Annotated in this window: 21 protein-coding genes; 13 read left to right on the forward strand and 8 right to left on the reverse strand. The window is 62.2% G+C overall.

All coding sequences use genetic code 11. The features are described 5' to 3' along the window. Window positions 1-100: 100 nt before the first annotated feature. A complete protein-coding gene (locus AC3AP7_RS11680) occupies window positions 101-409 on the reverse strand; it encodes an MmyB family transcriptional regulator (RefSeq protein ID WP_487362700.1) in 309 nt (102 codons plus the stop codon). A 488-nt stretch (window positions 410-897) separates the two neighbouring features. Between AC3AP7_RS11680 and AC3AP7_RS11685 the strand changes: the two genes are divergently transcribed. From AC3AP7_RS11685 to AC3AP7_RS11735, 11 genes are all read left to right on the forward strand, one after another. Continuing rightward, window positions 898-1,689, forward strand: a complete 792-nt coding sequence (locus AC3AP7_RS11685; protein ID WP_475762866.1) for a J domain-containing protein — start codon at window positions 898-900, stop codon at window positions 1,687-1,689. A gap of 193 nt (window positions 1,690-1,882) precedes the next feature. Further along, entirely contained in the window at window positions 1,883-2,086 is a 204-nt protein-coding gene (locus tag AC3AP7_RS11690) for a hypothetical protein (protein WP_475762864.1), read from the forward strand. Between the two features lie 99 nt (window positions 2,087-2,185). Next, window positions 2,186-2,977, forward strand: coding sequence for an abortive infection family protein (locus AC3AP7_RS11695; protein WP_475762862.1), 792 nt, complete (start codon window positions 2,186-2,188; stop codon window positions 2,975-2,977). A 102-nt stretch (window positions 2,978-3,079) separates the two neighbouring features. Next, the gene (locus tag AC3AP7_RS11700; RefSeq protein WP_475762860.1) at window positions 3,080-3,577 is read left to right on the forward strand and encodes a DUF4365 domain-containing protein; all 498 of its coding nucleotides are present in this window, start codon (window positions 3,080-3,082) and stop codon (window positions 3,575-3,577) included. Continuing rightward, window positions 3,577-4,719 carry a hypothetical protein gene (locus AC3AP7_RS11705; RefSeq protein WP_475762858.1) on the forward strand — a complete coding sequence of 381 codons (1,143 nt, stop codon included), beginning with the start codon at window positions 3,577-3,579 and terminating at the stop codon, window positions 4,717-4,719. Before AC3AP7_RS11700 ends, AC3AP7_RS11705 begins: the two co-directional genes overlap by 1 nt. Window positions 4,720-4,802: 83 nt before the next feature. Further along, complete coding sequence (locus AC3AP7_RS11710; RefSeq protein WP_475762856.1) at window positions 4,803-5,639, forward strand: hypothetical protein; 837 nt, start codon at window positions 4,803-4,805, stop codon at window positions 5,637-5,639. A gap of 149 nt (window positions 5,640-5,788) precedes the next feature. Further along, the gene (locus AC3AP7_RS11715) at window positions 5,789-6,823 is read left to right on the forward strand and encodes an IS110 family RNA-guided transposase (RefSeq protein ID WP_475762854.1); all 1,035 of its coding nucleotides are present in this window, start codon (window positions 5,789-5,791) and stop codon (window positions 6,821-6,823) included. A 381-nt stretch (window positions 6,824-7,204) separates the two neighbouring features. Then, entirely contained in the window at window positions 7,205-8,485 is a 1,281-nt protein-coding gene (locus AC3AP7_RS11720; protein WP_475767957.1) for an IS256 family transposase, read from the forward strand. A gap of 324 nt (window positions 8,486-8,809) precedes the next feature. Further along, complete coding sequence (locus AC3AP7_RS11725; RefSeq protein WP_475762852.1) at window positions 8,810-9,181, forward strand: hypothetical protein; 372 nt, start codon at window positions 8,810-8,812, stop codon at window positions 9,179-9,181. A gap of 219 nt (window positions 9,182-9,400) precedes the next feature. After that, the gene (locus AC3AP7_RS11730; protein WP_487362701.1) at window positions 9,401-10,264 is read left to right on the forward strand and encodes an Nmad3 family putative nucleotide modification protein; all 864 of its coding nucleotides are present in this window, start codon (window positions 9,401-9,403) and stop codon (window positions 10,262-10,264) included. Continuing rightward, a complete protein-coding gene (locus AC3AP7_RS11735; RefSeq protein ID WP_475762848.1) occupies window positions 10,264-10,971 on the forward strand; it encodes a hypothetical protein in 708 nt (235 codons plus the stop codon). Before AC3AP7_RS11730 ends, AC3AP7_RS11735 begins: the two co-directional genes overlap by 1 nt. Before the next feature lie 669 nt (window positions 10,972-11,640). Here AC3AP7_RS11735 and AC3AP7_RS11740 read toward each other — a convergent pair. The 4 genes from AC3AP7_RS11740 to AC3AP7_RS11755 form a co-directional block, all read right to left on the reverse strand. Beyond that, window positions 11,641-12,264, reverse strand: coding sequence for a hypothetical protein (locus tag AC3AP7_RS11740; RefSeq protein ID WP_475762846.1), 624 nt, complete (start codon window positions 12,262-12,264; stop codon window positions 11,641-11,643). 911 nt (window positions 12,265-13,175) lie between these two features. Further along, window positions 13,176-14,234, reverse strand: a complete 1,059-nt coding sequence (locus AC3AP7_RS11745) for a serine hydrolase domain-containing protein (RefSeq protein ID WP_475762844.1) — start codon at window positions 14,232-14,234, stop codon at window positions 13,176-13,178. A gap of 25 nt (window positions 14,235-14,259) precedes the next feature. Continuing rightward, window positions 14,260-15,552 (reverse strand): MFS transporter, encoded by a 1,293-nt coding sequence (locus tag AC3AP7_RS11750; RefSeq protein WP_475762842.1) that lies wholly within the window; start codon window positions 15,550-15,552, stop codon window positions 14,260-14,262. After that, window positions 15,542-15,739 (reverse strand): hypothetical protein, encoded by a 198-nt coding sequence (locus AC3AP7_RS11755; RefSeq protein WP_475762840.1) that lies wholly within the window; start codon window positions 15,737-15,739, stop codon window positions 15,542-15,544. The genes AC3AP7_RS11750 and AC3AP7_RS11755 overlap by 11 nt, the downstream gene beginning before the upstream one ends. Before the next feature lie 78 nt (window positions 15,740-15,817). On the opposite strand from AC3AP7_RS11755, the gene AC3AP7_RS11760 reads away from it, so the two are divergent. Then, the gene (locus AC3AP7_RS11760) at window positions 15,818-16,723 is read left to right on the forward strand and encodes a LysR family transcriptional regulator (protein WP_475762838.1); all 906 of its coding nucleotides are present in this window, start codon (window positions 15,818-15,820) and stop codon (window positions 16,721-16,723) included. Window positions 16,724-16,768: 45 nt separating this feature from the next. Here AC3AP7_RS11760 and AC3AP7_RS11765 read toward each other — a convergent pair whose 3' ends face one another. After that, window positions 16,769-17,731 carry a GlxA family transcriptional regulator gene (locus tag AC3AP7_RS11765; RefSeq protein ID WP_475762836.1) on the reverse strand — a complete coding sequence of 321 codons (963 nt, stop codon included), beginning with the start codon at window positions 17,729-17,731 and terminating at the stop codon, window positions 16,769-16,771. 98 nt (window positions 17,732-17,829) lie between these two features. Between AC3AP7_RS11765 and AC3AP7_RS11770 the strand changes: the two genes are divergently transcribed. After that, on the forward strand, window positions 17,830-18,543 hold the full coding sequence (locus tag AC3AP7_RS11770) for a GNAT family N-acetyltransferase (RefSeq protein WP_475762834.1): 714 nt from the start codon (window positions 17,830-17,832) through the stop codon (window positions 18,541-18,543). A 103-nt stretch (window positions 18,544-18,646) separates the two neighbouring features. On the opposite strand, the gene AC3AP7_RS11775 is transcribed toward AC3AP7_RS11770, so the two are convergent. After that, entirely contained in the window at window positions 18,647-20,047 is a 1,401-nt protein-coding gene (locus AC3AP7_RS11775; protein ID WP_475762832.1) for an alkaline phosphatase family protein, read from the reverse strand. 19 nt (window positions 20,048-20,066) lie between these two features. Then, window positions 20,067-20,624: a hypothetical protein gene (locus AC3AP7_RS11780; RefSeq protein ID WP_475762830.1), complete on the reverse strand. Its 558-nt coding sequence runs from the start codon at window positions 20,622-20,624 to the stop codon at window positions 20,067-20,069. Window positions 20,625-20,723: the final 99 nt, after the last annotated feature.

Below are 20,723 nucleotides of genomic sequence, written 5' to 3' on the forward strand. Positions count from 1 at the left end.
TATCAACTCATGCAGCGCGCCGGAGCGCAATTTGCAAGGTGATCGGCGAGTAAGCCAACGAGCAACCTGAGGTCGGTCGGAATCGGTGGAGGTCAACGCGTTAAGCCGCAGTACGATCCAGGTAGAATCGCTGCGTAAATGCGGCAGGCGACAGGTAGTCGTAGCGTTGCGCGCCGCGCTCCGGATGGATCAGCACCTTCTGCCCGGACGTACCCCCTCGAATATCGTGCCCGTTCCACCATTTCGCGAACTCGGTGCTGTGCGCGCGCAGTCTTTCGACCAGTTCGACAAAGGCCGGATCGTCGGCATAAAGATCATGCGTTGCGCGAGAACGGCTAATGCAATCCGAAAGCGACCGTCCGATTGACCTCTCAAGTTCCTGGCCCAGTTGCCGTAGATCTGGTGTAATCGCTCTATGTTCGGGTACGGACGGGGTTGCCCAACGTCTTCCGGGAAAGCTGCAATGTTAGAAGCGAAGAGCCTGACGATCATGCCGATCGATGGGGACCATTGGGATGGCTTGTTTGGCGGGTAGAGTCCCGGTAGACCGGCGCGAACGTCCGCTTCGGAGAACCTAGAATGTCCCTTGTGAGTCGGGCTGCGATCTTCCCGCGGCACGGAGCGCCGCGTCTGCATCGTCGGTCGGAGTTCGGCCAAGAGCAGACAGTCGTTTCCGCTGGCAAGATTGTCGAAAGCGGATGAAATATGGGTTGAATAGACCCTTACCCGGATAAACTCTTCTCGCTGTCCGCCGTTATGTTGTCGTTGTGGATTGCGACTATGGTTGCCCCCCCGTTGACCTGTTCGACGTCACGGTCTACGGTAATTCCCGTCACGCACTGCAATTTGTCACGAAGCCGTGCCGGCGTGCGAGGCACACAACAATTCTAGACTGCGATGCATACTCACTATGACAACCTGCGCGTGACGCGCAACGCAACACCCGGCGTCATCAAGGCAGCGTACCGCGCGCTGAGCCAGGAGTTCCACCCGGACAAGAACCTTGGCCGCGACACAACGCGGATAATGAAAATCATCAACGAGGCATATGCGGTGCTAAGTGACCCGGTGGCGCGGGCTCGGTATGACGCTACTTTGGCGGGTGACGATCGCCAGTCGAGCAGTGCGAAGCAGCAAGAAACGGACGGCGCGCAGCGCGCCGCGGAAGCGGCCGAGCGTCAACGCCGTGCAGGTGAGGCTAAAGCGGCTGCGGAGAAGCGGCGCGCGGATGAGGCCGAAGCGGCTGCAAAGAGGCGTCGAGAGGACGAAGCCGCAGAGCACAAACGTCAGGTTGAAGCAGAGACTAAAAGGATAGTGGAAGAATGCACGGGAGCCCTGGAACAGCTTGGCTACCGACTTGCGCAAAAGGCGGTAGGCTGGGAAGTCCGTGAACCACTTGGTGGACGGGCTCGGATAGGGTCGCTGGAAGAACTCGTTGACTACACGAAATCAAAGCAGTTTCAAAACAGACAACGTGCGGCCGCAGACGCTGAAAGTGTAGTTGAGGAATCAAACCTTACATGTGTTGAAGAATGTGCGAGAGTTCTTGCGCAGCTTGGCTATCAACTTACTAAAAAAGCGAGGGGTTGGGAAGTCCGAGAACCACTCGGTGGACGCGCGAGGATAGGGTCTCTGGTAGAACTCATTGAGTACGCGAAGTCAAAGCAGATTCAAAGAAGTCGACGGTGATCGACCGCGACGCAGCGCACAGAAAGGGCGAGCTCCAAACAGCACAGACGAAGTTGTCAGCACGCTCGTCCGCTGCGGTTCAACCGGGAAGGATTTTCGCAGCCTTATCGCCGTTTCATTGGCGCACCGGCGAAATCGTGAGCGATGGGCGTTGCTGGCCGTCATCCACGACTACCCGCCGAGCAACGACCCCATGATGAAGTACATCAATACCTACGGGTTGATTGAAGCGGTGGCGGCGGCGATCCAGCGCTGGATCGTGTCGTTCAACGGGCACCCGGAAAACATGCGCACGTTCGTCCAACGTTACGACCGTGTGGCGTCGGACGACCGCCAGGCGTTCATTGCGATGCCGCCCTCGACGGGTGCAGGGGACGGGGCGACCGAAACCGAATGACGGCGCTTGCCGCGCCCCGCCCGTACATGCCGCTTGCCCAGTGGCGTCGCTGTTCCTCGTTACAATCGTCGACAGACCGGCCTATACATCGGGAGCAGCATGGCAACCTTGTCCTCCATCGAAAAGCGGAAACTCGAACGCTTGCTTGGCATGAGCAGCGGCTATGTGCTCAACTTTTCCGACCGCACGTTTTCCCTCTTCTTCGAGGAGCACACCGGCCTGGACATCGACGACGCCAAATACCGGATCAACATGAGTTCGGGCTCCAAGGCCAACCGGATGCGGGGCTTTTGGACCATTGAACCTGACCACATCGTTGCCAAAGTGCTGGTCGCGATGATCGAGCACACCAACGAATACGAGTGCCTTCCCGCCGACGTGGACAATGCCCTGCTCGACGACGCGCAGAAGATCATCGACCGACTCCATCAAAACCCGTCGAGTCCTGTTCCGGAGGTCGACGCGTTCACCGCCAGCGTCAACGACCTGGACTTTGAAGCAGCCGCGAAACATATACGAACGGCCATCGATCAAAACGAGCCGGCTACCGCGCTTGATCGCTTGCATGTGTTCACGATCAAGTTTCTGCGCACGCACTGCGAGCGCCGCGGCATTGAGGTGAGTCGGGACAAGCCGCTGCACAGCCTTATGGGCGAGTACGTCAAAGCAGTTCGGGGGGCCGGACTGCTTGAGTCGGAGATGACCGATCGCATCCTGCGGAGCAGCATCAGCGTTCTGGAAGCATTCAACGATGTGCGCAACAACAAAAGCCTCGCGCACGACAACCCCATCCTGAACCACAGCGAGGCTCTGCTGATCTTCAGCCACATCGGTGCATCGATCCGGTTCATCCGAACGCTGGAAGGGCGAGCGGCGGGCCGATCGCGTTGAACGTTGCGTCCAAGCCCGGAGCGCGTATTGCCTTTACAATGGGGGAAAATCGTAGGCGACGCGGCCCTGTTCGGGTGAGCAGCCGGTTGCGAGGAACGGGGGATGGACATCTCGAAGAAAAAGGAGCAGTTCAACAAGGCATACGTCCGTGCCATTGCGGCGCAGGCCGGGTTCAACCCGTCCGAGCTGGAGGTGGACGACGATAGCGTTGACCTGGAACTAAGTGGCCGTGGATTCACCGGCGTGCTTCGCAACCCCAAGGTCCAGTTCCAACTCAAATGTACTTCGCAGGATCTCATCTCGGGCGACGTGATCAAGTTCCCGCTGTCCCGCAAGAACTATGATGACCTGCGGGGCACCAACGTACTATGTCCGCGCTACCTGGCTGTTCTACTCGTTCCTGATGATCCGGCCCACTGGGTGGAACATCATCAGGAACACATGCGCATGTATAACGCATGTTTCTACGTGTCGCTGCGCGACCAGCCGAGTACGACGAACAGCAGTAACGTTACAGTTGACGTACCGCTGAACCAGCGGCTCACGACCGACAGCCTCATGCACCTCATGACGCTTGCAAGCAATCGGGAGAGCGCGTGATGGACCGCAACGATTTGCTGAGACGCCTGGCTGACGTCACGACCGACCAGCTTGCTGCGTATCTCACGCTCACAGGCTGGAGGAAGGACGCGGACCTTGGCGATCTGGCATCGGTGTGGCACCGGCCCGAGCCAGACGCCATCGATGCCGAGGTGCTGCTGCCAACGTCGGCGCAGAGGGCCAAAGACTTCGGCAACCGCCTCGTTGATGCAGTCACCGCGCTCGCTGACTTCGCGCGGCGCACACCGCTTGAAATCGTTTCGGACGTGATGGGCCGCTTCGCTGACCGAATCAAGGTGCGCGTGTTTCACTTCGACGTGGAAGGTGGCACCATCCCCCTCGACGACGGGGTGATGTTGAACGAGCGTGCGCGCGACCTGATGGAAGCGGCGGCGTGCGCATCGATGTCGAAACGCCGACAGTTTAGTGGGCGCAGACAGGAAGAGGCCACCGAGTACCTGAAATCGCTGCGGCTGGGTCAGACCGAGGTGGGCAGTTACGTCGTCAACATCATCGCCCCCCTGCCGCAGCAGCAGACCACGCAACTCGGCCTGCCGTCCGTTCCGATGACCACCCTGGTAACAGCTACGCTGTCGTCCGGTTTGCGAGCGCTCGACAATGCGATCGAGACCGTGGCACGCGGTGGCAGCGCGATCGTGCTCGATGAGGCGATCAACAACGGCGCGAGCGCGAATTTGTGCGATGCCTTGGTTGGATTGAGCGGTACGGACAAGAAGCGCGGGTTCGAAGTGACGATTTCGCCGGCCAGCGGAAGCGAGGCCCCGAGCCTACCTGTCACGTTCGTGTTCGACCGTGACAAGGTGGAGCGGGTCGCGGAGGCCGCAGCCTATTACAAACGCGAGGACTACACCCTCCATGACCGAACGATCACCGGGTCCGTGGAAAAACTCGATCGGCCGTTGGCCGACGAAAGCGGAACGATCACGATCGTCGCGATGATCGAGGGCCAGCATAGGAAGGTATCGGTCGAACTCAGCAAGGACGACTACCAGGAAGCGATCACCGCTCACGGTGAGAAGCATCTGGTGCAGTGCCATGGCGATGTCCGCATCACCAATCACTCGGCTCGCATGCTCAACCCTCGGGACTTCAAGGTAATTCGGAACGGCGAGTTGTTGTAGGCGGCTGCAATTGTCGTCCCAGATGCCGACAGCAATACTTTAGAATCAGTGCGCTTTTAGCCATCAACCGCCCGGTACAAGCGATGCTTCGGATCGTCAGGACGTTTTCAGGAAAGACCGCCGCCAACTCGGACGCTGGCGATCTCAACAGATTTCTGTGCGATGTCCTAGTCGAGGTCGCTGCCGAGAACTATCGGCAAACCATGTACGAGTTTATGGCCCTCACCGAGAAAGGCGATCTGGGAAGCCCGCTCCATCTGGATCCGCCTCTTCGGGCGAACGAGCGGGTGATGTCCGGCTTGTTCGCCACGGCCATCTCCAGAGCGTCGCTGCGGTCAAGGACGGAAGTTAGGATTGACCGCCCAGAACAAATTCAAACTTTCGATGCTCTAAGCTACACCGGTACGCTGGATGAAGATGACGAGGCTCCATCCCCCACGAAGCACGGGCGGGTCGATTACCTTGCGTGGTATGGTAGCCGTGTGATTGGCATTGAGCTGAAGATGGCTGGCTTGAACTGCGCAAGCCCCACCGTCACCCAACAAATTGCGAGGCGGTGGGATAAGGCCGTAGCGCAAGCAAAAACGGTACAAACCTGCCTCCGTGATCGGCAACGAGACGATCGTGTCCGCTATCCGAGCCCTGCATCGCTAGCCTTGATGGTGCTCGTCGGCCGACGCAATACGAGTGTCGGGAATATCGAAAGCTTTGATGAGTCAGTGGATGCACTGGTACAGTCGGCGGTCGATGTCGTAACGAGCCTAAAGCCTCCGCCAAGGTTCATGGCGACTTATACGTTTCCGAACGAGTTCCGCAAGCTTGTACCGCGACGACAAGGGAAGGAGGCGCCCAAAGAAGGCAGTGCCATATACACACCGTTCGTGATGTTCATTGCTCGGGCCGCCATCAACTCGACGTGAGCGGATGATCTGATATATCGCAAGAATACCTACATATCGCGCAAGAGCTATCGTTGAAAGTAATGGAATGGACGCCCCCACCCGAAACGGCATCGATGTGCCAAAGTGGAAGTGTCGAAGCAACCACCTGACCGAGGGGAGCGCCCATCATGAAGATTACGACAGTTGGCATCGATCTGGCGAAGAACATTTTTGCCGTGCATGGTGTAAATGAGCATGGGAGGGCCGTCCTCCGGAAGATGCTCAAACGTGATCAGGTAGCGGCGTTCTTCGCCAATCTGCCGGCCTGTCTCATCGGCATGGAGGCGTGTGCCAGCGCACACCACTGGGCCCGTAAGCTGCAAGCGATGGGACACACGGTACGATTGATCGCGCCGCAGTTCGTCAAACCCTACGTCAAGACGAACAAGAACGACGCGGCTGACGCCGAGGCGATCTGCGAGGCCGTCACACGGCCGAACATGCGCTTCGTGCCTATCAAGAACATCGAGCAGCAGTCGGTGTTGTCACTGCACCGCGTTCGCCAAGGCTTCGTGCGAGCGCGCACCGCGCAGGCCAACCAGATTCGCGGTCTGCTCAGCGAGTTCGGGATTGTCGTTCCCCAGGGGATTGCGCATCTCGCCCGCCGGGTGCCCGAGCTAATCGAGGATGCCAGCAACGAGTTGACGGGCTCCTTCCGGCTGCTCATTCAGCGCCTCCTGGACCATCTGAAGGATCTCGACCAGCAGGTCCGCGAACTCGAACGTCAAATCCAGGCCTGGCACCGCAGCGACGACACCAGTTGCAAGCTTGCAAGCGTGCCTGGCATCGGACCGCTTACGGCCAGTGCACTCGTCGCGTCTGTCGGTGACGCGAAGAGCTTCAAAAACGGACGGCAACTCGCGGCCTGGCTTGGCTTGGTACCTAAACAGAACTCAAGCGGCGGCAAGAATGTGCTGCTCGGAATCAGCAAGCGCGGCGACACCTATCTGCGAACGCTGCTCATCCACGGCGCACGTTCCGTCATGCAAGCCGCTGAGCGCAAGCAGCAAAAGGACGGCTGGTTGGACGGATTGCTACAGCGACGAAACTCAAATGTCGCGGCCGTCGCGCTTGCGAACAAGAATGCACGGATCATCTGGGCGTTGCTCGCTCACGGCCGCGAATTCCGGCCTGATTACACGCCCGCGACTGCGGCCGCGTAATCAGGCCGGCCAAACACTGACGTAGACACCTTACAGGAGAGACGCAAACCACCGATTGCTCAGGCGATCATGAAGTGATGGCAGAACAGGTAAGACCGTGGCCGGAAAACTCTGGGTACACCAGTGTGCACAGGAGCACGCGAAAGTGATGAGAGCCCGGCCAGCGCATTCCATCAGGGACCGCCGGCCTCGCGCCGGACATCGAAGTCCGGATGCATGGCTGCAATCTCCACCTTCAGTTCACCACAAATGAGAGCTTGGCAAACCGGGGGCGTCCATGCATGGTGTACGCGGCACAGGGAGGAGGCAGGAGAAGGCGGTGGCGATTGAAGGAGAATGTTGCTTCTCACGGTAACACTTCCTCAATCGAACTCCACCACCATGGCGAAACATACGCAGGATACGAGCGGCAGTCAAACGGCAGAAGCAGAGATCAAGGGTACGGTCGGCCTGGACGATCTGATCCAGCAAGGCGCACGGCGCATCATCCAGCAGGCCATTGAGGCGGAACTGACAGCAATGCTCGAGCAGTATTCGAATGTGAAGACGATCGACGGCCGGCGGGCCGTTGTGCGCAACGGCTATCTGCCGGAGCGCGAGATCGTCACGGCCGTAGGCCCTGTGCCGGTCCAGGTGCCGAAGATGCGCGACCGCTCGGGCTCGGGCATCAAGTTCAATTCGGCGATCGTGCCGCCCTACGTGCGCAAGTCGCCTCGCGTTTCGTCGTCGCTGCCCTGGTTGTACCTGCGCGGCGTCTCGACCGGCGACATGGGCGACGCGCTGTCCGAGCTTCTCGGCGAGCAGGCCAAAGGGCTGTCGGCGAGCGTTGTGAGCCGCCTGAAGGCATCCTGGTCCGACGAGTATGAGCAATGGAAGAAGCGCGATCTGTCGAAGGCGCGATGGGTCTACTGGTGGGCCGACGGCATCCACACACAGGCGCGCACGGAGGATTCCGACGGCCAGTGCCTGCTGGTGATCATCGGCGTAAAACCGAACGGCGAGAAGGAGCGCGTGGCGCTCAGCGACGGCTATCGCGAATCGAAAGCGTCGTGGGTCGAACTGCTGCTTGACCTGAAAGCACACGGTCTGCAGGCACCGCCGTTGCTGGCTGTCGGCGATGGCGCGATGGGGCTGTGGGCGGCGCTCGAAGAAGTGTTTCCCCAGGTCCGTCACCAGCGCTGCTGGTTCCACAAGATCGGCAACATCCTCAACGTCATGCCCAAATCGCAGCACGGCCGTGCCAAGGCGGCGCTCGCGGAGATCTGGAACGCTGCGACGAGAGCGGATGCAATCGTCGCGTTTAACCAGTTCGTCGACACGTACGCGGCCAAGTACCCAAAGGCCGTCGAGAAGCTCACGAAAGATCGCGACGCGTTGCTCGCGTTCTACGACTTCCCGGCCGAACACTGGCAGCACGTGCGGACCACGAATCCGATCGAATCAACGTTCGCGACGGTGCGCCATCGCACGAGCCGCACGCGTAACTGTCTATCGCGCGCGACCTTCCTCGCCATGGCGTTCAAGCTGATTGAAGCCGCCGAGAAGTCGTGGAGGAAAATCCGCGGCGTCGACAAGATCGAGCCGCTTCTGAAGGGCATTCCCTTCAAGGACGGAACCCCGGTGATTGAAAGCACACCGGCTCCTCAAGCGCTGGCCGCCTGATCATGCCATCCCGCACGCATACACCAGACTTGACGATTGCTCTTCGCGCAACCGTACCTACCTTATGAATTGCCATGGGGTTTGGCCAATTACTTGTCTGTCATGTATCACTGAATGGCGGATGTGGCTTTGTAAGCGGTCGTCAGTCAACACTAGCATGTAGGGCCGCTTCGGGTCGACGCGCGCCGTCCGCCGGTCCAGGCGCGGTGCGACGGGGTCGTCGGGCAGTGGTCGGCCACAACCGGTCACTGGCACTCGATGCCAGAATTGTAGACAATCGTGGAGACTAGGAAGAACAAGCATCTTGCGCTCGGGACCGAAACAATGAAAGAGCATTGGCAACTGCCTGTCGCGGCGTCAGCTTTATTACATAGTCCGGAATTTGTGGTCCTCGCACGCCGGGATTGCGCGTTGAAATTGTTGATCGAGGGCGAGGACGGAGCGCCCAAAGCGATTACGCTGCAGTTCGCCGGGGTGGAGTCCTATAAGTGCACTTATCTGACCTCGTGTACTGCAAGCATATTCAATCTCGCGTACGGGAAACTCGTGTCGCTCGATAGTACGTGGCTAGATGAGGTGCGAAATGTGGGAAGGAAAGATCAAGCGACTATCAATGCGTTGCAGCATTTGATGATCACCTTTGATGACGGACCTTGCTACGAGATCATATGCCTCTCGTGGAATATCAACGACTGACCGCCAACATCATGTATCCCGGAGGTGCCGCCGAAAAATCGGGCGACAGTCGGCCAGGAACTGCCCTTCAAGAAAAAGAAAGTTGCTCCGCTGGAACGGCTACATCGATTCCAAAAGCGGACAGACGAGTACGCTGGACATTCGGCATATTGTAATGGTCCCGGACTGCTGATGCTCGTTCGGTGGTGGTTTCCATCAGACTCTATCTTCTGGTTGACGATGAAAATCTGTTTTTCCCGGAAAGGCTTCGATTCGCAATACGGGCGGATTGCCAGTCCGATTCTCCCTGATGGCCGTCTAGTGCCGCTCCCGATCCCGGCCGCCCATGACGATCTCACGATGAAAGATCTCGAACTCGCCAACGTGGATGTGGACGGCCTGCTCCATGACCTGTCGGGCGGTCGCTTGTCTATGGAGACTCGCATACATCTTGATCCCGACCTTGCTCGGACATCAAGCCAGCGACTGCCTGGGTGGCGGCCAGCGCTCGGTCAGACCGGTGCCGCGCACGGACATCTAGTCCGCCAAAAATTCGGTGTGGGAGACGTATTCCTGTTCTTCGGGTGGTTCCGAAAAGTTGAACGAGTCGGTGATCGCTGGCGATATGCGGTTTCAGCGCCGAACCTTCACGTAATGTTCGGCTGGCTCGAAGTCGCAGAAGTGCTTCCCATTGTGACTCAACGCGAAGATTGCCTGATGCGGCATCCATGGATCGCGACTCATCCTCACGTGGCAAAACCCGACCATTACGACAGCGCGTTGAACAATTTGTATGTAGCCGGTACAGCTTCACGATATGTGAATCGCGCCACGTTCGCTGCGGGGCAGTTCCCGCAGTTCAAGGATGCTCTTCGTCTTACGGAAGACGGTCGCACGCGGACGGTGTGGCGCCTACCGGGTTGGTTCATGCCCGACAGCACTCGGCCCCCGTTGTCATACCATCCTGCGGGTCCACGATGGGTCCATGATGAGCAAGGCGTGCTGTTACGCTCCGCCGCAAAGGGACAGGAGTTTGTGCTCGACGCCGACCACTATCCCGAGGCAGAGCCTTGGTTGAGGAACCTACTGGAGGAAGTTGTCTGATGCTCTACTTCGTCTACCTACGTCGACCCTCCGGCATTAGCGATCTGCGCCGCGATCCGTTCTGGGAGTTTGGCTGCTTCGGACAGACCGGCTGTCATCGAACTAACCTCATGCATCCCAACAGCAGCCCGCTGGCGACTGGCGACAGGCTCGTCTTTTTGCAGGGGGGCGATAGCGAAATACGTGTTGTCGGGTTGACGCCACCGATTGCGGTCAAGCGCGGCCAGCAACCGCTCAACGTTACCTGGGACCGGGCCTATCGGCCGCTACCTTATGCGATGGCGCCGGTGCTCACGAACAACAGCGGGTACACGGACTTTCCAGCCGTCGCGCGCATTCTCGAAAACACCAATCGAACCACCAATTGTGCGAAAGCGGCGAGTCGCCTTCGTAGCCGCAGTTCCCCCGTCGATCAGGATCTGCAGGAGCAACTGCTGAAGTGGTTCTCTCAAGACTCGCTACCGACGATCTCTCACTACCTAGAGGCGATCAGTGTGGTCGAGTCGAAATGGGTGCAGCACGGTCTTGCTGCCGGATGGGCCTCACCAGAGGAAAGGGCACTTCGATTCGCGGAAGCAAGCGGCGTCTATCCGGACTTCATCGAGGTCGATGAGGGAGCGCTTCCTGCCGCCAAAGTCGGCGCTACTCTAAATACTTGCAAGGCGGCAGATCCACAACGCAAAAAATTGCGAGCTGGGTGCAGGTGAGCAGTTCTCGCGCCAAGCGCAATTGTCAATGCCCACAGTTCCGACGGCTCGAAGACCCGCCGCGCGCTTTACCTGCGTAGTATCCGGGCAGGAAGATTTTCTACGTGCGTGATGCTGTATGCAATCTGATCGTAATGGACAAGGGTTAGCTTACCAGCCGCGTGAGAGTACATCGCCTTCCCGATACGAACGACATAGAGGCGCGGGATTTCGAATTCGTCGAGTCAGGGCATTCGCTCGCCTTTGCGGACAACCGATATCGTGTCTGCGCGGAGATATCGCTTGCCGTCCTGGACGTCCAATGGACGCTCTTCTCTGCAGACGACCTACACGTTCAATTGCTGTTTGTGCATCTTCAGGCGGCTGGGTCCGCTATGCGATCGATCGGTGGCGGCTAGGAGCGCGGCGATGCGGAAACTCACCGGGCTCTCATGAAAGCAGGTGGACTCATTTGCGTCTTGACTTCGGCTCGTGGGTGTCCGCTCCGCAATCGAGACCCGCCTTTGAAAAACGGACGGGGCGATCGGCGGCAAAGGGTCGGACTGAGCCATCCGTACCTGGGCTGTCCGACCCGAAGTGTCATTTACTCGGACCGACGTTCGGAAATTCAGGCGTTGGATCCGCCAGGAAAGCGACTATTCGATTATAGGGAACTCGCTCTACAAATTTTCATTTCGCAATCCTTATAATTTTAATTGATCCTTGTCGAGTAAAGCGCACTGCCCGCCCTCTGGATTCGATGCCGCGACAGAATTGCATCCAGTCGGCCTCGAAAGCCGCGTCGGATCGCATCGTTTCCCATGCACTTTGTGCTGCGACGCCCAGTTCTCCGTCATTCGAGCGAAAATTCGCCGCGACGGTCATCGCACGCAACATAGCGCGCTGCCGATCGTTAAAAAATAATGCCTTGGACAGCACGTCCCGGGCAGCGCGATCAAATGCGTTATAGGGTGCTTCGACAGCCAACTTGGCGTTAGGCATAATTTCGATCAGCACGTCGACGAGATGCTCGATATCTTCGCCATTGGCTGGGGCTTCGGCGTCTGCCTGCATTCGGATAGATGCTTGCATCAGATGCAGCACCGCGCCGACGCGGCACATACGCGTCATCGCATCATCGATCCGCTCACCCGTTAAATCGGATGCCTCGTCGAACAACTCATACAGGGGATGAAGATAGACCGTAGCGGGAAGTCCTTGGCGAGAGGACAGCCGTGGCTGACTGTCATTTGATGATACTGCTCCATGGGTAAGCGGAAATAAGTTAGGATCACTTAAAATTTTGGCGTTCATCTCATGCTCCCGGTCGCAAAGCATGAGGGGTTCTCGATGAAAGCCTCAATTGCTTGAGCAGGACCCACTCGGAACATGATTCGCCCCCCGAGGCGACGATCAAACTCAAGCAGGCAGCGACCGAAATCGCGAAGGCGCTCCCCAACATTGTCCGCATACGTGCATGAAGTTGTGCCGAGCCCTAAGAGGTCGGGGCATTGCGCGCGGGCTTGCTCGAAAAATAAGGAACGACTGATTGAGTTCGGGGCCTTGGCGCGGACGCGCAGGCGAAAGTGGATTGGGCACATAGTGCTGCCTCCTGTTGCGGATTAAGCAACCCGGTACCCGCTTCCAAACGGGTGGCCGGGCACATGACGAGGTTGGAAGACCGGCGCAACAGAAACCGGCGAGCCCGAGGGCTCCCCCGCCAAGGCCCGACCATTAAAGGCGCGCGTTGACGCACGGACGTAAAAAAAACCGCGCTATGGCGGCTGTCCGCCTGTTGCATTTCCGGCTTCCACCCCGGATCGCTGCTGTTTCAGCGATAAGTGCAGAGTACTGCCGTGCCAAATACAAGTCAAATGAAGGTCACTTCCGAAGCGAATTGCTGTATGCGGCAGATAGCGACGACTGTAACGAGCGGTCCTTGGGGGTATTTTTGGGGGTACTTATTCAAAAACTCTCCGAGGTACCTTATATCTACTTGGAAGTGTGAATTCTGTCGGGGGACCAGACAGCCCTCCCTGCCGCTCCCGGGATCGCCCGGAAAAGCCCCGTACGCGACGGGGCTTTTTGCTGTGATCGCTGCTCACGGCATCGCCCCGGCGGAGTGCACCCGGCCGCACCACGCGCCGGGCCCCGGCGTCCACGCGCTTCAGGCTCGGCGCCGGCATCGATACCGGTACAGTCCCGCGCGCGGCACACACCCCGGCTCACCCCAGCGCCCGCACCCCCTCGAACGCCAGCGAGAAAAACTCGTTCGCATGATCCGGATCGAGCCATCGCACGATGAGCGCAATCCGCTGCGACGGCTCGATCCACATGAACGAGCTCCCCGCGCCCACGCCGAAATAGCTCGACGCCGGCACGCCGGGAAACATCTTCTGCGCAGTGTTCAGCCACACGAGATAGCCGTAGTACGGCGCAATCGCACACGGCGTGCGCATGCGCGCAATCCATTCGCCCGACAGCACACGACGGCCTCCCGCCATACCGTCGTCGAGCAGCATCTGCGCGATCTTCAGCTGATCGTTCGCGCTGATCGACATGCCGCCGCCCCAGTGCGTGCCCCCGGGCACCGATTGCACGCGCCGTCCGTTGAGCTCCACCCACGCGTTGTCGTAACCGACCCAGCGCCAGTTGTCGCTCGCCCCGGCCGGACGCGCAATCGCGTCGCGAAACACCTCCGGCAGCGGCTCGCCGAACAGATGCAGCAACGCGAGCGACAGCTGGTTGATCCGCACGTCGTTGTATTCCCAGTACGTGCCGGGCGTGCGCAGCGGCCGCAGCTCGCCCTTGTTGCCGGCAGGCGGCTCGCCGAACGTGACCGCGCGATAGTGATCCGCCTGGTCGGACAGCCCGAAGCAGGTCCCCTGCCACTCGCTCGTCTGCTGCAGCAGTTGCGCCCAGGTGACGGATGCATTGTGCGCATCGTCGAAGCCGATGCCGGGCACGCGTACGCGCACCGGCTCGTCGAGATCGGGCAGCAGTCCGCGGTCGTGCGCGACGCCCGCGAGCAGCGCGAGATACGTCTTCGCGATACTGAACGTGAGGTCCGCGCGATCGGGCTCGCCCCACGTGGCAAGGACGCGTCCGTCAAGCGCGATCGCGCCGGACACCGGGCCGCGATCGTGCACCGGACCGAGCAGCCGGTTCCAGGGCGCGGGATCCTTCACGTGGACCCCCCAGTTGCCGTCCACCTCGCGATCCCAGGTCGATTCGTGCTCCACGGAAAACTGGATCGCGCGCTGCAAGGCTGGATTCGTATGCATGCCTAAGACTTTCGAAATTGAACGTTTATCGGACGTGCAGGCGCACGCGCGCCCACACGAGCGTGAACAGGCTCACGACCGCGGCGATCATCAGATAGAGGCCCGGCGCAAGATTGTTGTGGGTCACGGCAATCAGCCACGTGACCGCGAGCGGCGTGAAGCCGCCGAACACCGTGGTGCCGATGTTGTAGCCGAAGGCCATGCCGGTCGTGCGCGTGGCGGTCGGAAACAGGTCGGCCATCAGTGCGGGAATCGGTGCGAAATACGTGGCTTTCAGCAGCGCGACCCAGATGACCGCGGCTATCAGCGTCGGCAGCGACGGATGCGCATTCATCAGCACGAACGCCGGGTACACCGTCACGAAGAACACGGCGCCCGCCGCCAGCATGATGCGCGTGCGGCCGACCTTGTCCGACAGATGGCCGACGAACGGCACCAGCACCATCACGATCACGCCGGCCACCAGCGTCGCGATGAAGCCGGACGAGCGCGAGAGACCCAGTTGCCGCGACGCATAGGTCGGCATGTACAGCAGCATGTAGTTGGCGGTGGTCGTCAGCACGAGCGAGCCGATCCCGATCAGCAGACGTTCCTTCTGCGTCGCAAGCACTTCGCGCACCGGCGACGCGAGCTTCGCGGACTTCTCGAACTCCGGCGTCTCGTCGACGCGACGCCGGATATACAGGCCGATCGGGCCGATCAGCATGCCGAACAGGAACGGGATGCGCCACCCCCACCCCTCGATCTGCGGCGGCGTGAGCAGCCCCGTGATCAGCGCACCGAACAGCGACGCGAGCAGCACGCTCGCGCCCTGGCTGGAGAACTGCCAGCTCGACATGAACCCCGAGCGGGCCGGCGCGTGTTCGACGAGAAACGCGGTGGAACTGCCGAACTCGCCGCCCGCGGAAAAACCCTGCAGCAGCCGCGAGCAGAAGATCAGGATCGGCGCGGCTACGCCGATCGCGGCATACGGCGGCATCAGCGCGACCATTCCCGTGCCGATCGTCATCATCGCAATCGACAGCGTGAGCGACGCCTTGCGGCCGTGCCGGTCGCTGTAGGAGCCGAGCACCAGCGCCCCGACCGGGCGCGCGAGGTACGACAGCGCAAACGTGCCGAACGTGAGCAGCAGCGAGATCGTCCGGTCATGCACCGGAAAAAACAGCCGCGACAGCGTAGTGGCGAAAAACCCGTAGACGACGAGATCGTAAAACTCGAGCGCATTGCCGATGGACGTCGCAACGATCAGCCGGGTGACGTTCGGCTTCGATGCTTGCGCGTGCAACGGTTGCGCAATCGTGGCGGATTCACTGCTCATGACGGCGGTCTCCGGAGAGCTTGCATGGCAAAGGGATGGCGGGATCGCAGCCGGCTTCGACGCCGGCCTGCACGCTGCCGCGCGCGTCGCCACAGAAGAAGCGCGGGCGCAGCCGCCGGGTCGGCCCGTCCGGCGCTCCGACCCGATGTCTGGCGAGCATGCTGACATGGACGTTATTGGCGAACAATTACAATATTTCTCCTCGACCTTTGCCGGATCGGCAAGGGTCGCCCGTGTTTTCCCTCACGCATTCCCCGTGGACGTCATGGATCCGACCGCACTCCGCTATTTCCTCGAAGTCGCCCGCAGCGGCTCGCTCAGCAAGGCGTCGGAGCGGCTGTTCGTGGCCGCGTCGGCATTGAGCCGGCAGATCGCCAGGCTCGAAGAGCAGATGGGCACGCCGCTGTTCGAGCGCCAGCCGCGCGGCATGGCGCTCACCGAAGCAGGCCGGCTGCTCGCGAACCACGCGCGGCGCAGCCAGCTCGAAGACGAGCGCGTCGCCGACGAAATTCGCCACCTGAGCGCGCGCGGACGCGTGACGCTGCGCATCGCCGCATCGGAGGGCGTCGCGCCCGATTTTCTGCCGCAGGTCTGCGAGCATTTCCTGCGCACCTATCCGCGCGCGCATTTCCAGATGGACGTGTCGGTGCCGTCGCTCGCGACGCAGCGCGTGCGCGACGGCACGCACGACATCGCGGTGTGCTTCAGCATCGCACCGGAAAAAGACGTGCATGTCCACTATGCGCAGCGCGCCCCGGTGTATGCGCTGATGCGGCGCGGCCATCCGCTCGCGACGCGCAAGGCGGTCGCGCTGTCGGACCTGCTGTCGTGGCCGGTCGCCATTCACAGCGAAAGCGGCACGCTGCGCCAGCTGTTCGACGTCGCCTGCAGCCTCGAAGGACTCGCATTCGAGCCCGTGTTCGTCGCCAACATCCACACGGCGCTGCAGACCTTCGTGCAACGCTCCGACGCGATCACGCTGGCTGGTTATCTGACCGCGCGCAGCCGCCTCGCAAGCGGCGGCCTCGTGGCCCTGCCGATTCTCAACCCCGAGTTGCACCAGCGCACACTGCAGATCCAGACGATGGCGGGCCGTACATTGCCACGCGCCGTGGTCGAATTCGTCGAGCTGCTCAAGCGGGCGATCGAAAAGCCCGAACTCGTGGAGTAGCGGCACGCGCGCTCAACCCGTGCTCAACCCGCTCCCAGCCTGCCCTCAACCCGCGCGCAACTCGCGCACGCCCCGGCCCAGCCGGCGGCGCAGCAGCGTGCGCAGCGTCGCGCCGTCCGCGTAGCCCACTTCGGCCGCGATCGCGTCGATGTCCATCGCGCTCGTTTCGATCAGATGGCGCGCCCGCTCGACCCGCCGGTCCTGAAAGTACGCGAGCGGCGAGCGGCCGAGCACCGCCTCCGCGCGCCGCTGCAAGGTTCGCGGACTCGTCGCGAGATCGCGCGCGGCCCCCTGCAGCGAAAAGCCGTGGGCGAGGTGGGCGCGCGTCCATCGCTCGAAGCGCTCGATGAGCGGGTCGTTGTGCGCGAGATGATCGGGAATGATGTACGGCGCCTGCGAGACCCGTCCGTCGACCAGCATGTATCGCGCCGCCAGCGCGGCCAGTTCGGGACTCGCCTGCCGGATCAGCCAGAGCACGAGGTCCAGGTGCCCCATGGCGGCGCCGGCGGTCACGAACGGCCCCGACGGCACGACCATGCGATCCTCGTCCAGCCGGACCGCCGGATAGCGGCGGCGAAACAGCGGGCTCAGCCACCAGGTCGTCGTCGCCTCGTGCCCGTCGAGCAGCCCCGACTCGGCCACGAGGAAACTGCCCATGCAGGCGGTGGCAATACGCGCGCCCTGCGCGTGCCAGCCGCGCAGCCATGCCCCCGCCTCGCGCACGGCCGGCCGCGCGAGCCCCTCTACCAGCCGTTCCGGCGTGGCCGCACTGATTGCGGGCACAACGATCCAGTCCGCCAGCGGCGCGCTGCCCACCCGGGTCACGGCGACGCGCATGCCCAGCGCGGTCGTGACCCGGGTGCGCAGGCCGGCCAGCGTGACGTCGAAAGGCGGCGGTTCGCCGGGACGCGTCCGCGCGGCGAGCCCGTTCGCCATCCGGAGCGCGTCGAGCACCACGGCCATGCCGGTATCGAACACGCCGTCGAGAGAGAATACGAGAACACGCATGGCGTAAATGATGCGAATAATGTCATTTGCGATGCTACTGCCGCAGCCCGTTCGCGTCTATCCTGCACGGCAATCCCTCGCCACGACAGGAGCACCTCATGTCCGAAACCGCTGCTTCGCACGCGGATCGCCCTCACCCGCTCGACGCGGTCGTCTGGCATGCGCTCGCCGGCGCGCAGCGCCGCCTGGCATTGGGCGACGAGCGGGCGCGGCGCTATCCGGCCGCCGTCGCCCCCTTTGCGGCGATGTCCGATACGCATCCCGCGTCCTTCGACGCGTTGCGCGCCCTGATCGGCGCGCATGGACCGGTTTCGCTCGTCACGCCGCACGCGGTCCCGCTTCCGGCCGGCCTGAGCCGCGTGCGGCATGCCGTGCTGCTGCAGATGATCTGGCAGTCCGCGCCGCTGCCGTCGACGGCATGGGACCCCGTTACGCTCACGACGGCCGACGTGCCCGCGATGGCGAATCTGACCGCAGCGACCCAGCCGGGCCCGTTTGGGCCGCGCACGATCGAACTGGGCACCTATCTCGGCGTGCGCGCGCAGCACACGCTCGTCGCGATGGCGGGCGAACGCATGCGGCTCGACGGCTACACCGAAATCAGCGCGGTCTGCGTGGATGATGCGCATCGCGGACACGGCTACGCGGCGGGTCTGATGACACGGCTGATCGAGACGATCCGCACCCGCGGCGACACGCCGTTTCTGCACGTGCTCGCGTCGAATGCATCCGCGATCGCGCTATACCGAAGGCTCGGCTTTGTCGAGCGGCGCGCGATGCATCTCAGCGTGCTGGATCTCGCTGCCCGCTGACGTCATACGCCAAAGCGGCGCGCCAAACCACACGCCTGCGCCTGCGCCCGCCCGCGCGGCGGATCGACCGCCGCGGCGCCCGCGCGCGCGATGCCGGCGCGCGTCATGCGCCGGCGTACGTATTCAACATCGGCCAGTGCAGCGTATTGAACGCGGCCGCGCCGCGATTGACGGCCGGCGCCGCCGCCGGCGCGACCGGCAGCGCAGGCGGGCACGGATGCATGTCGCTCGCCTTGCGCGGCTGGGTCAGCGTCAGCAGCGCGGCGAGATCCGTCGCCTGCGCGAAGCGTGCCGTATCGAGCAGCGGCGGCGCGGTCCGGCCGACGATCTTCGCAAGCGTCGCCGCAATCGCCAGATGATCGTGGAACGCGTGATCGATGGTGGCCTGCTTCACATACGGCGACACCACGATCGCCGGCACCCGGAACCCATACCGGTCGAAGCGGAAGCCGCGCTGCGTCAGCGCCGTCGGCGCAACCGGCTTCAGCGGCGGCATGTCGGGGATATCGGCAGGGTTCGGGATCACGTGATCGAAAAAGCCGCCATGCTCGTCGAACACGATCACGAGAAGACTTTCTTCCCAGTACGGCGACGCGAGAAGCGCGTTGTACACCTGCTCGACAAGGGCCTCGCCGTTGCGCACGTCGCCGCACGGATGCATCGATTCGCCGTTGCGAAAGTTGCCGACCGGATCGTAGGTCGGCTCGATGAAGACGAAGCGCGTCGCGTCGAGCCGACCGCCTTGCAGCGCATTCATCAGTTCGACGTGGTGTACGAAGCGCCCGGGATGCGCATCCACGCCCCGCAGCGCCCACGACTGCGGCAAATCACCGTGTGCCACGAGCCACTCGGGCGGCGTCAGGCGCGTGAGCAGCGAGTCGCTCCCGGTGCCGAACTTCGATCCGTCGAACAGGCTCGACGCGATCGTCGTCGCATCGCCCGGCGAATGGTCGAGCCCCCACGAGGTGCCCGCCAGCGCGAAGAAGCGGTTGGGCCACGTGGGCCCCGGCATCGACGCAAACCAGCGATCGCATATCGCGAACTGTTGCGCGAGAAAGGTCAGCACCGGCAACTGATCGGGCGTGAAGCCGCGCAAGCCCGTCGCGGCGTCGTAGCCATGCAGCGCGAGATCGCACGCGAAGCCCGCGCTGTCCGCGTTCGCCGCGAGCGGCGGATACTGCCCGGCGGGCAGGTTCGCCGCGTCTTTCACCGCCTGTCCGAGATAGGCGCTGCCGTTGGCCGGACCGCACATCTGCACGAGCGTATCGGAGAACTCGTGTCCCGGATCGAACGCGAGCCGGAACGGCGCGCCCGGCGCCACCGCATGCACGCGTCCGTTCGCGTCCACGTTGCCGAACGGCGGCTTGCCGACAAGGCCGTCCGCCTGGGTGGCGACGCCTTCCGGCGTCCAGCCGCGCAAATCCGACCAGCCGAACAGGTTGTCGTAGGAGCGGTTCTCCAACATCAGCACGAACAACCGCTTGATCTTCTGGATCGCCGACATGGCATGCCCTCGCGGTCCGCTACCTGAACGCGTCCGCGAACTTGTTCGCCCCGTAGGGCAGGAACATCGCGGAGCCCGATATGAAGAACGTCCATGCCGCGTTTGCGCGATCGACAGGCTGTGCGTGACACAGCGCCCAGATCACGCAAAAGCCCACGCCGATGAAGAACGCGCTGAAGACGATCAGCCCCATCAGCGCGATCAGCCGCGACGTGCTCGGCACCATCGGCGGCAACTGGCCGGCTGCCGGCGGCGGCGTGCCGGCAGGCAGATCGGCCTCTTCGGACAGCGCCAGTCCGAGGTTCCAGTTCTGCCGGCGCAGCGTGCGAATCACGGCCATCCAGCTGATCGCGAGGATCGCCGCGATGCCGATCATGATCAGCGTCGTGGCACTGTCGCCCATCGGCACCGGTGGCGCCGGCGGCGACGAGGCGGCCGCCGGCGCAGTCTCCGCCAGCGCCGCCTGGCACGCCACGATGCCCGCGACGATACAGGCATCGCGTACACAGGCGCTGCCTGTCCGCCCGGGCGCGCGGCACGCGCGCGTCCAGGCGGCCCTCGGATGCATTCCGTCCATACCGTTCTCCCATCCTGTTCTTGTTCTGCGGACTCGCGCAGATCGAGCGAGCAGCGCGTCGCGCGCCGTCATGCCTCCCTGCCCGATGCGCAGCGATTG

Source organism: Paraburkholderia sp. PAMB 6770 (genome assembly GCF_057748135.1).

Bases quoted from the DNA above. Each gene is read 5' to 3' on its own strand.
- AC3AP7_RS11685 (WP_475762866.1), top strand. From the start codon at position 898: ATGCATACTCACTATGACAACCTGCGCGTGACGCGCAACGCAACACCC.
- AC3AP7_RS11690 (WP_475762864.1), top strand. From the start codon at position 1,883: ATGATGAAGTACATCAATACCTACGGGTTGATTGAAGCGGTGGCGGCG.
- AC3AP7_RS11695 (WP_475762862.1), top strand. From the start codon at position 2,186: ATGGCAACCTTGTCCTCCATCGAAAAGCGGAAACTCGAACGCTTGCTT.
- AC3AP7_RS11700 (WP_475762860.1), top strand. From the start codon at position 3,080: ATGGACATCTCGAAGAAAAAGGAGCAGTTCAACAAGGCATACGTCCGT.
- AC3AP7_RS11705 (WP_475762858.1), top strand. From the start codon at position 3,577: ATGGACCGCAACGATTTGCTGAGACGCCTGGCTGACGTCACGACCGAC.
- AC3AP7_RS11710 (WP_475762856.1), top strand. From the start codon at position 4,803: ATGCTTCGGATCGTCAGGACGTTTTCAGGAAAGACCGCCGCCAACTCG.
- AC3AP7_RS11715 (WP_475762854.1), top strand. From the start codon at position 5,789: ATGAAGATTACGACAGTTGGCATCGATCTGGCGAAGAACATTTTTGCC.
- AC3AP7_RS11720 (WP_475767957.1), top strand. From the start codon at position 7,205: ATGGCGAAACATACGCAGGATACGAGCGGCAGTCAAACGGCAGAAGCA.
- AC3AP7_RS11725 (WP_475762852.1), top strand. From the start codon at position 8,810: ATGAAAGAGCATTGGCAACTGCCTGTCGCGGCGTCAGCTTTATTACAT.
- AC3AP7_RS11730 (WP_487362701.1), top strand. From the start codon at position 9,401: ATGAAAATCTGTTTTTCCCGGAAAGGCTTCGATTCGCAATACGGGCGG.
- AC3AP7_RS11735 (WP_475762848.1), top strand. From the start codon at position 10,264: ATGCTCTACTTCGTCTACCTACGTCGACCCTCCGGCATTAGCGATCTG.
- AC3AP7_RS11740 (WP_475762846.1), bottom strand. From the start codon at position 12,264: ATGAACGCCAAAATTTTAAGTGATCCTAACTTATTTCCGCTTACCCAT.
- AC3AP7_RS11745 (WP_475762844.1), bottom strand. From the start codon at position 14,234: ATGCATACGAATCCAGCCTTGCAGCGCGCGATCCAGTTTTCCGTGGAG.
- AC3AP7_RS11750 (WP_475762842.1), bottom strand. From the start codon at position 15,552: ATGAGCAGTGAATCCGCCACGATTGCGCAACCGTTGCACGCGCAAGCA.
- AC3AP7_RS11760 (WP_475762838.1), top strand. From the start codon at position 15,818: ATGGATCCGACCGCACTCCGCTATTTCCTCGAAGTCGCCCGCAGCGGC.
- AC3AP7_RS11765 (WP_475762836.1), bottom strand. From the start codon at position 17,731: ATGCGTGTTCTCGTATTCTCTCTCGACGGCGTGTTCGATACCGGCATG.
- AC3AP7_RS11770 (WP_475762834.1), top strand. From the start codon at position 17,830: ATGTCCGAAACCGCTGCTTCGCACGCGGATCGCCCTCACCCGCTCGAC.
- AC3AP7_RS11775 (WP_475762832.1), bottom strand. From the start codon at position 20,047: ATGTCGGCGATCCAGAAGATCAAGCGGTTGTTCGTGCTGATGTTGGAG.
- AC3AP7_RS11780 (WP_475762830.1), bottom strand. From the start codon at position 20,624: ATGGACGGAATGCATCCGAGGGCCGCCTGGACGCGCGCGTGCCGCGCG.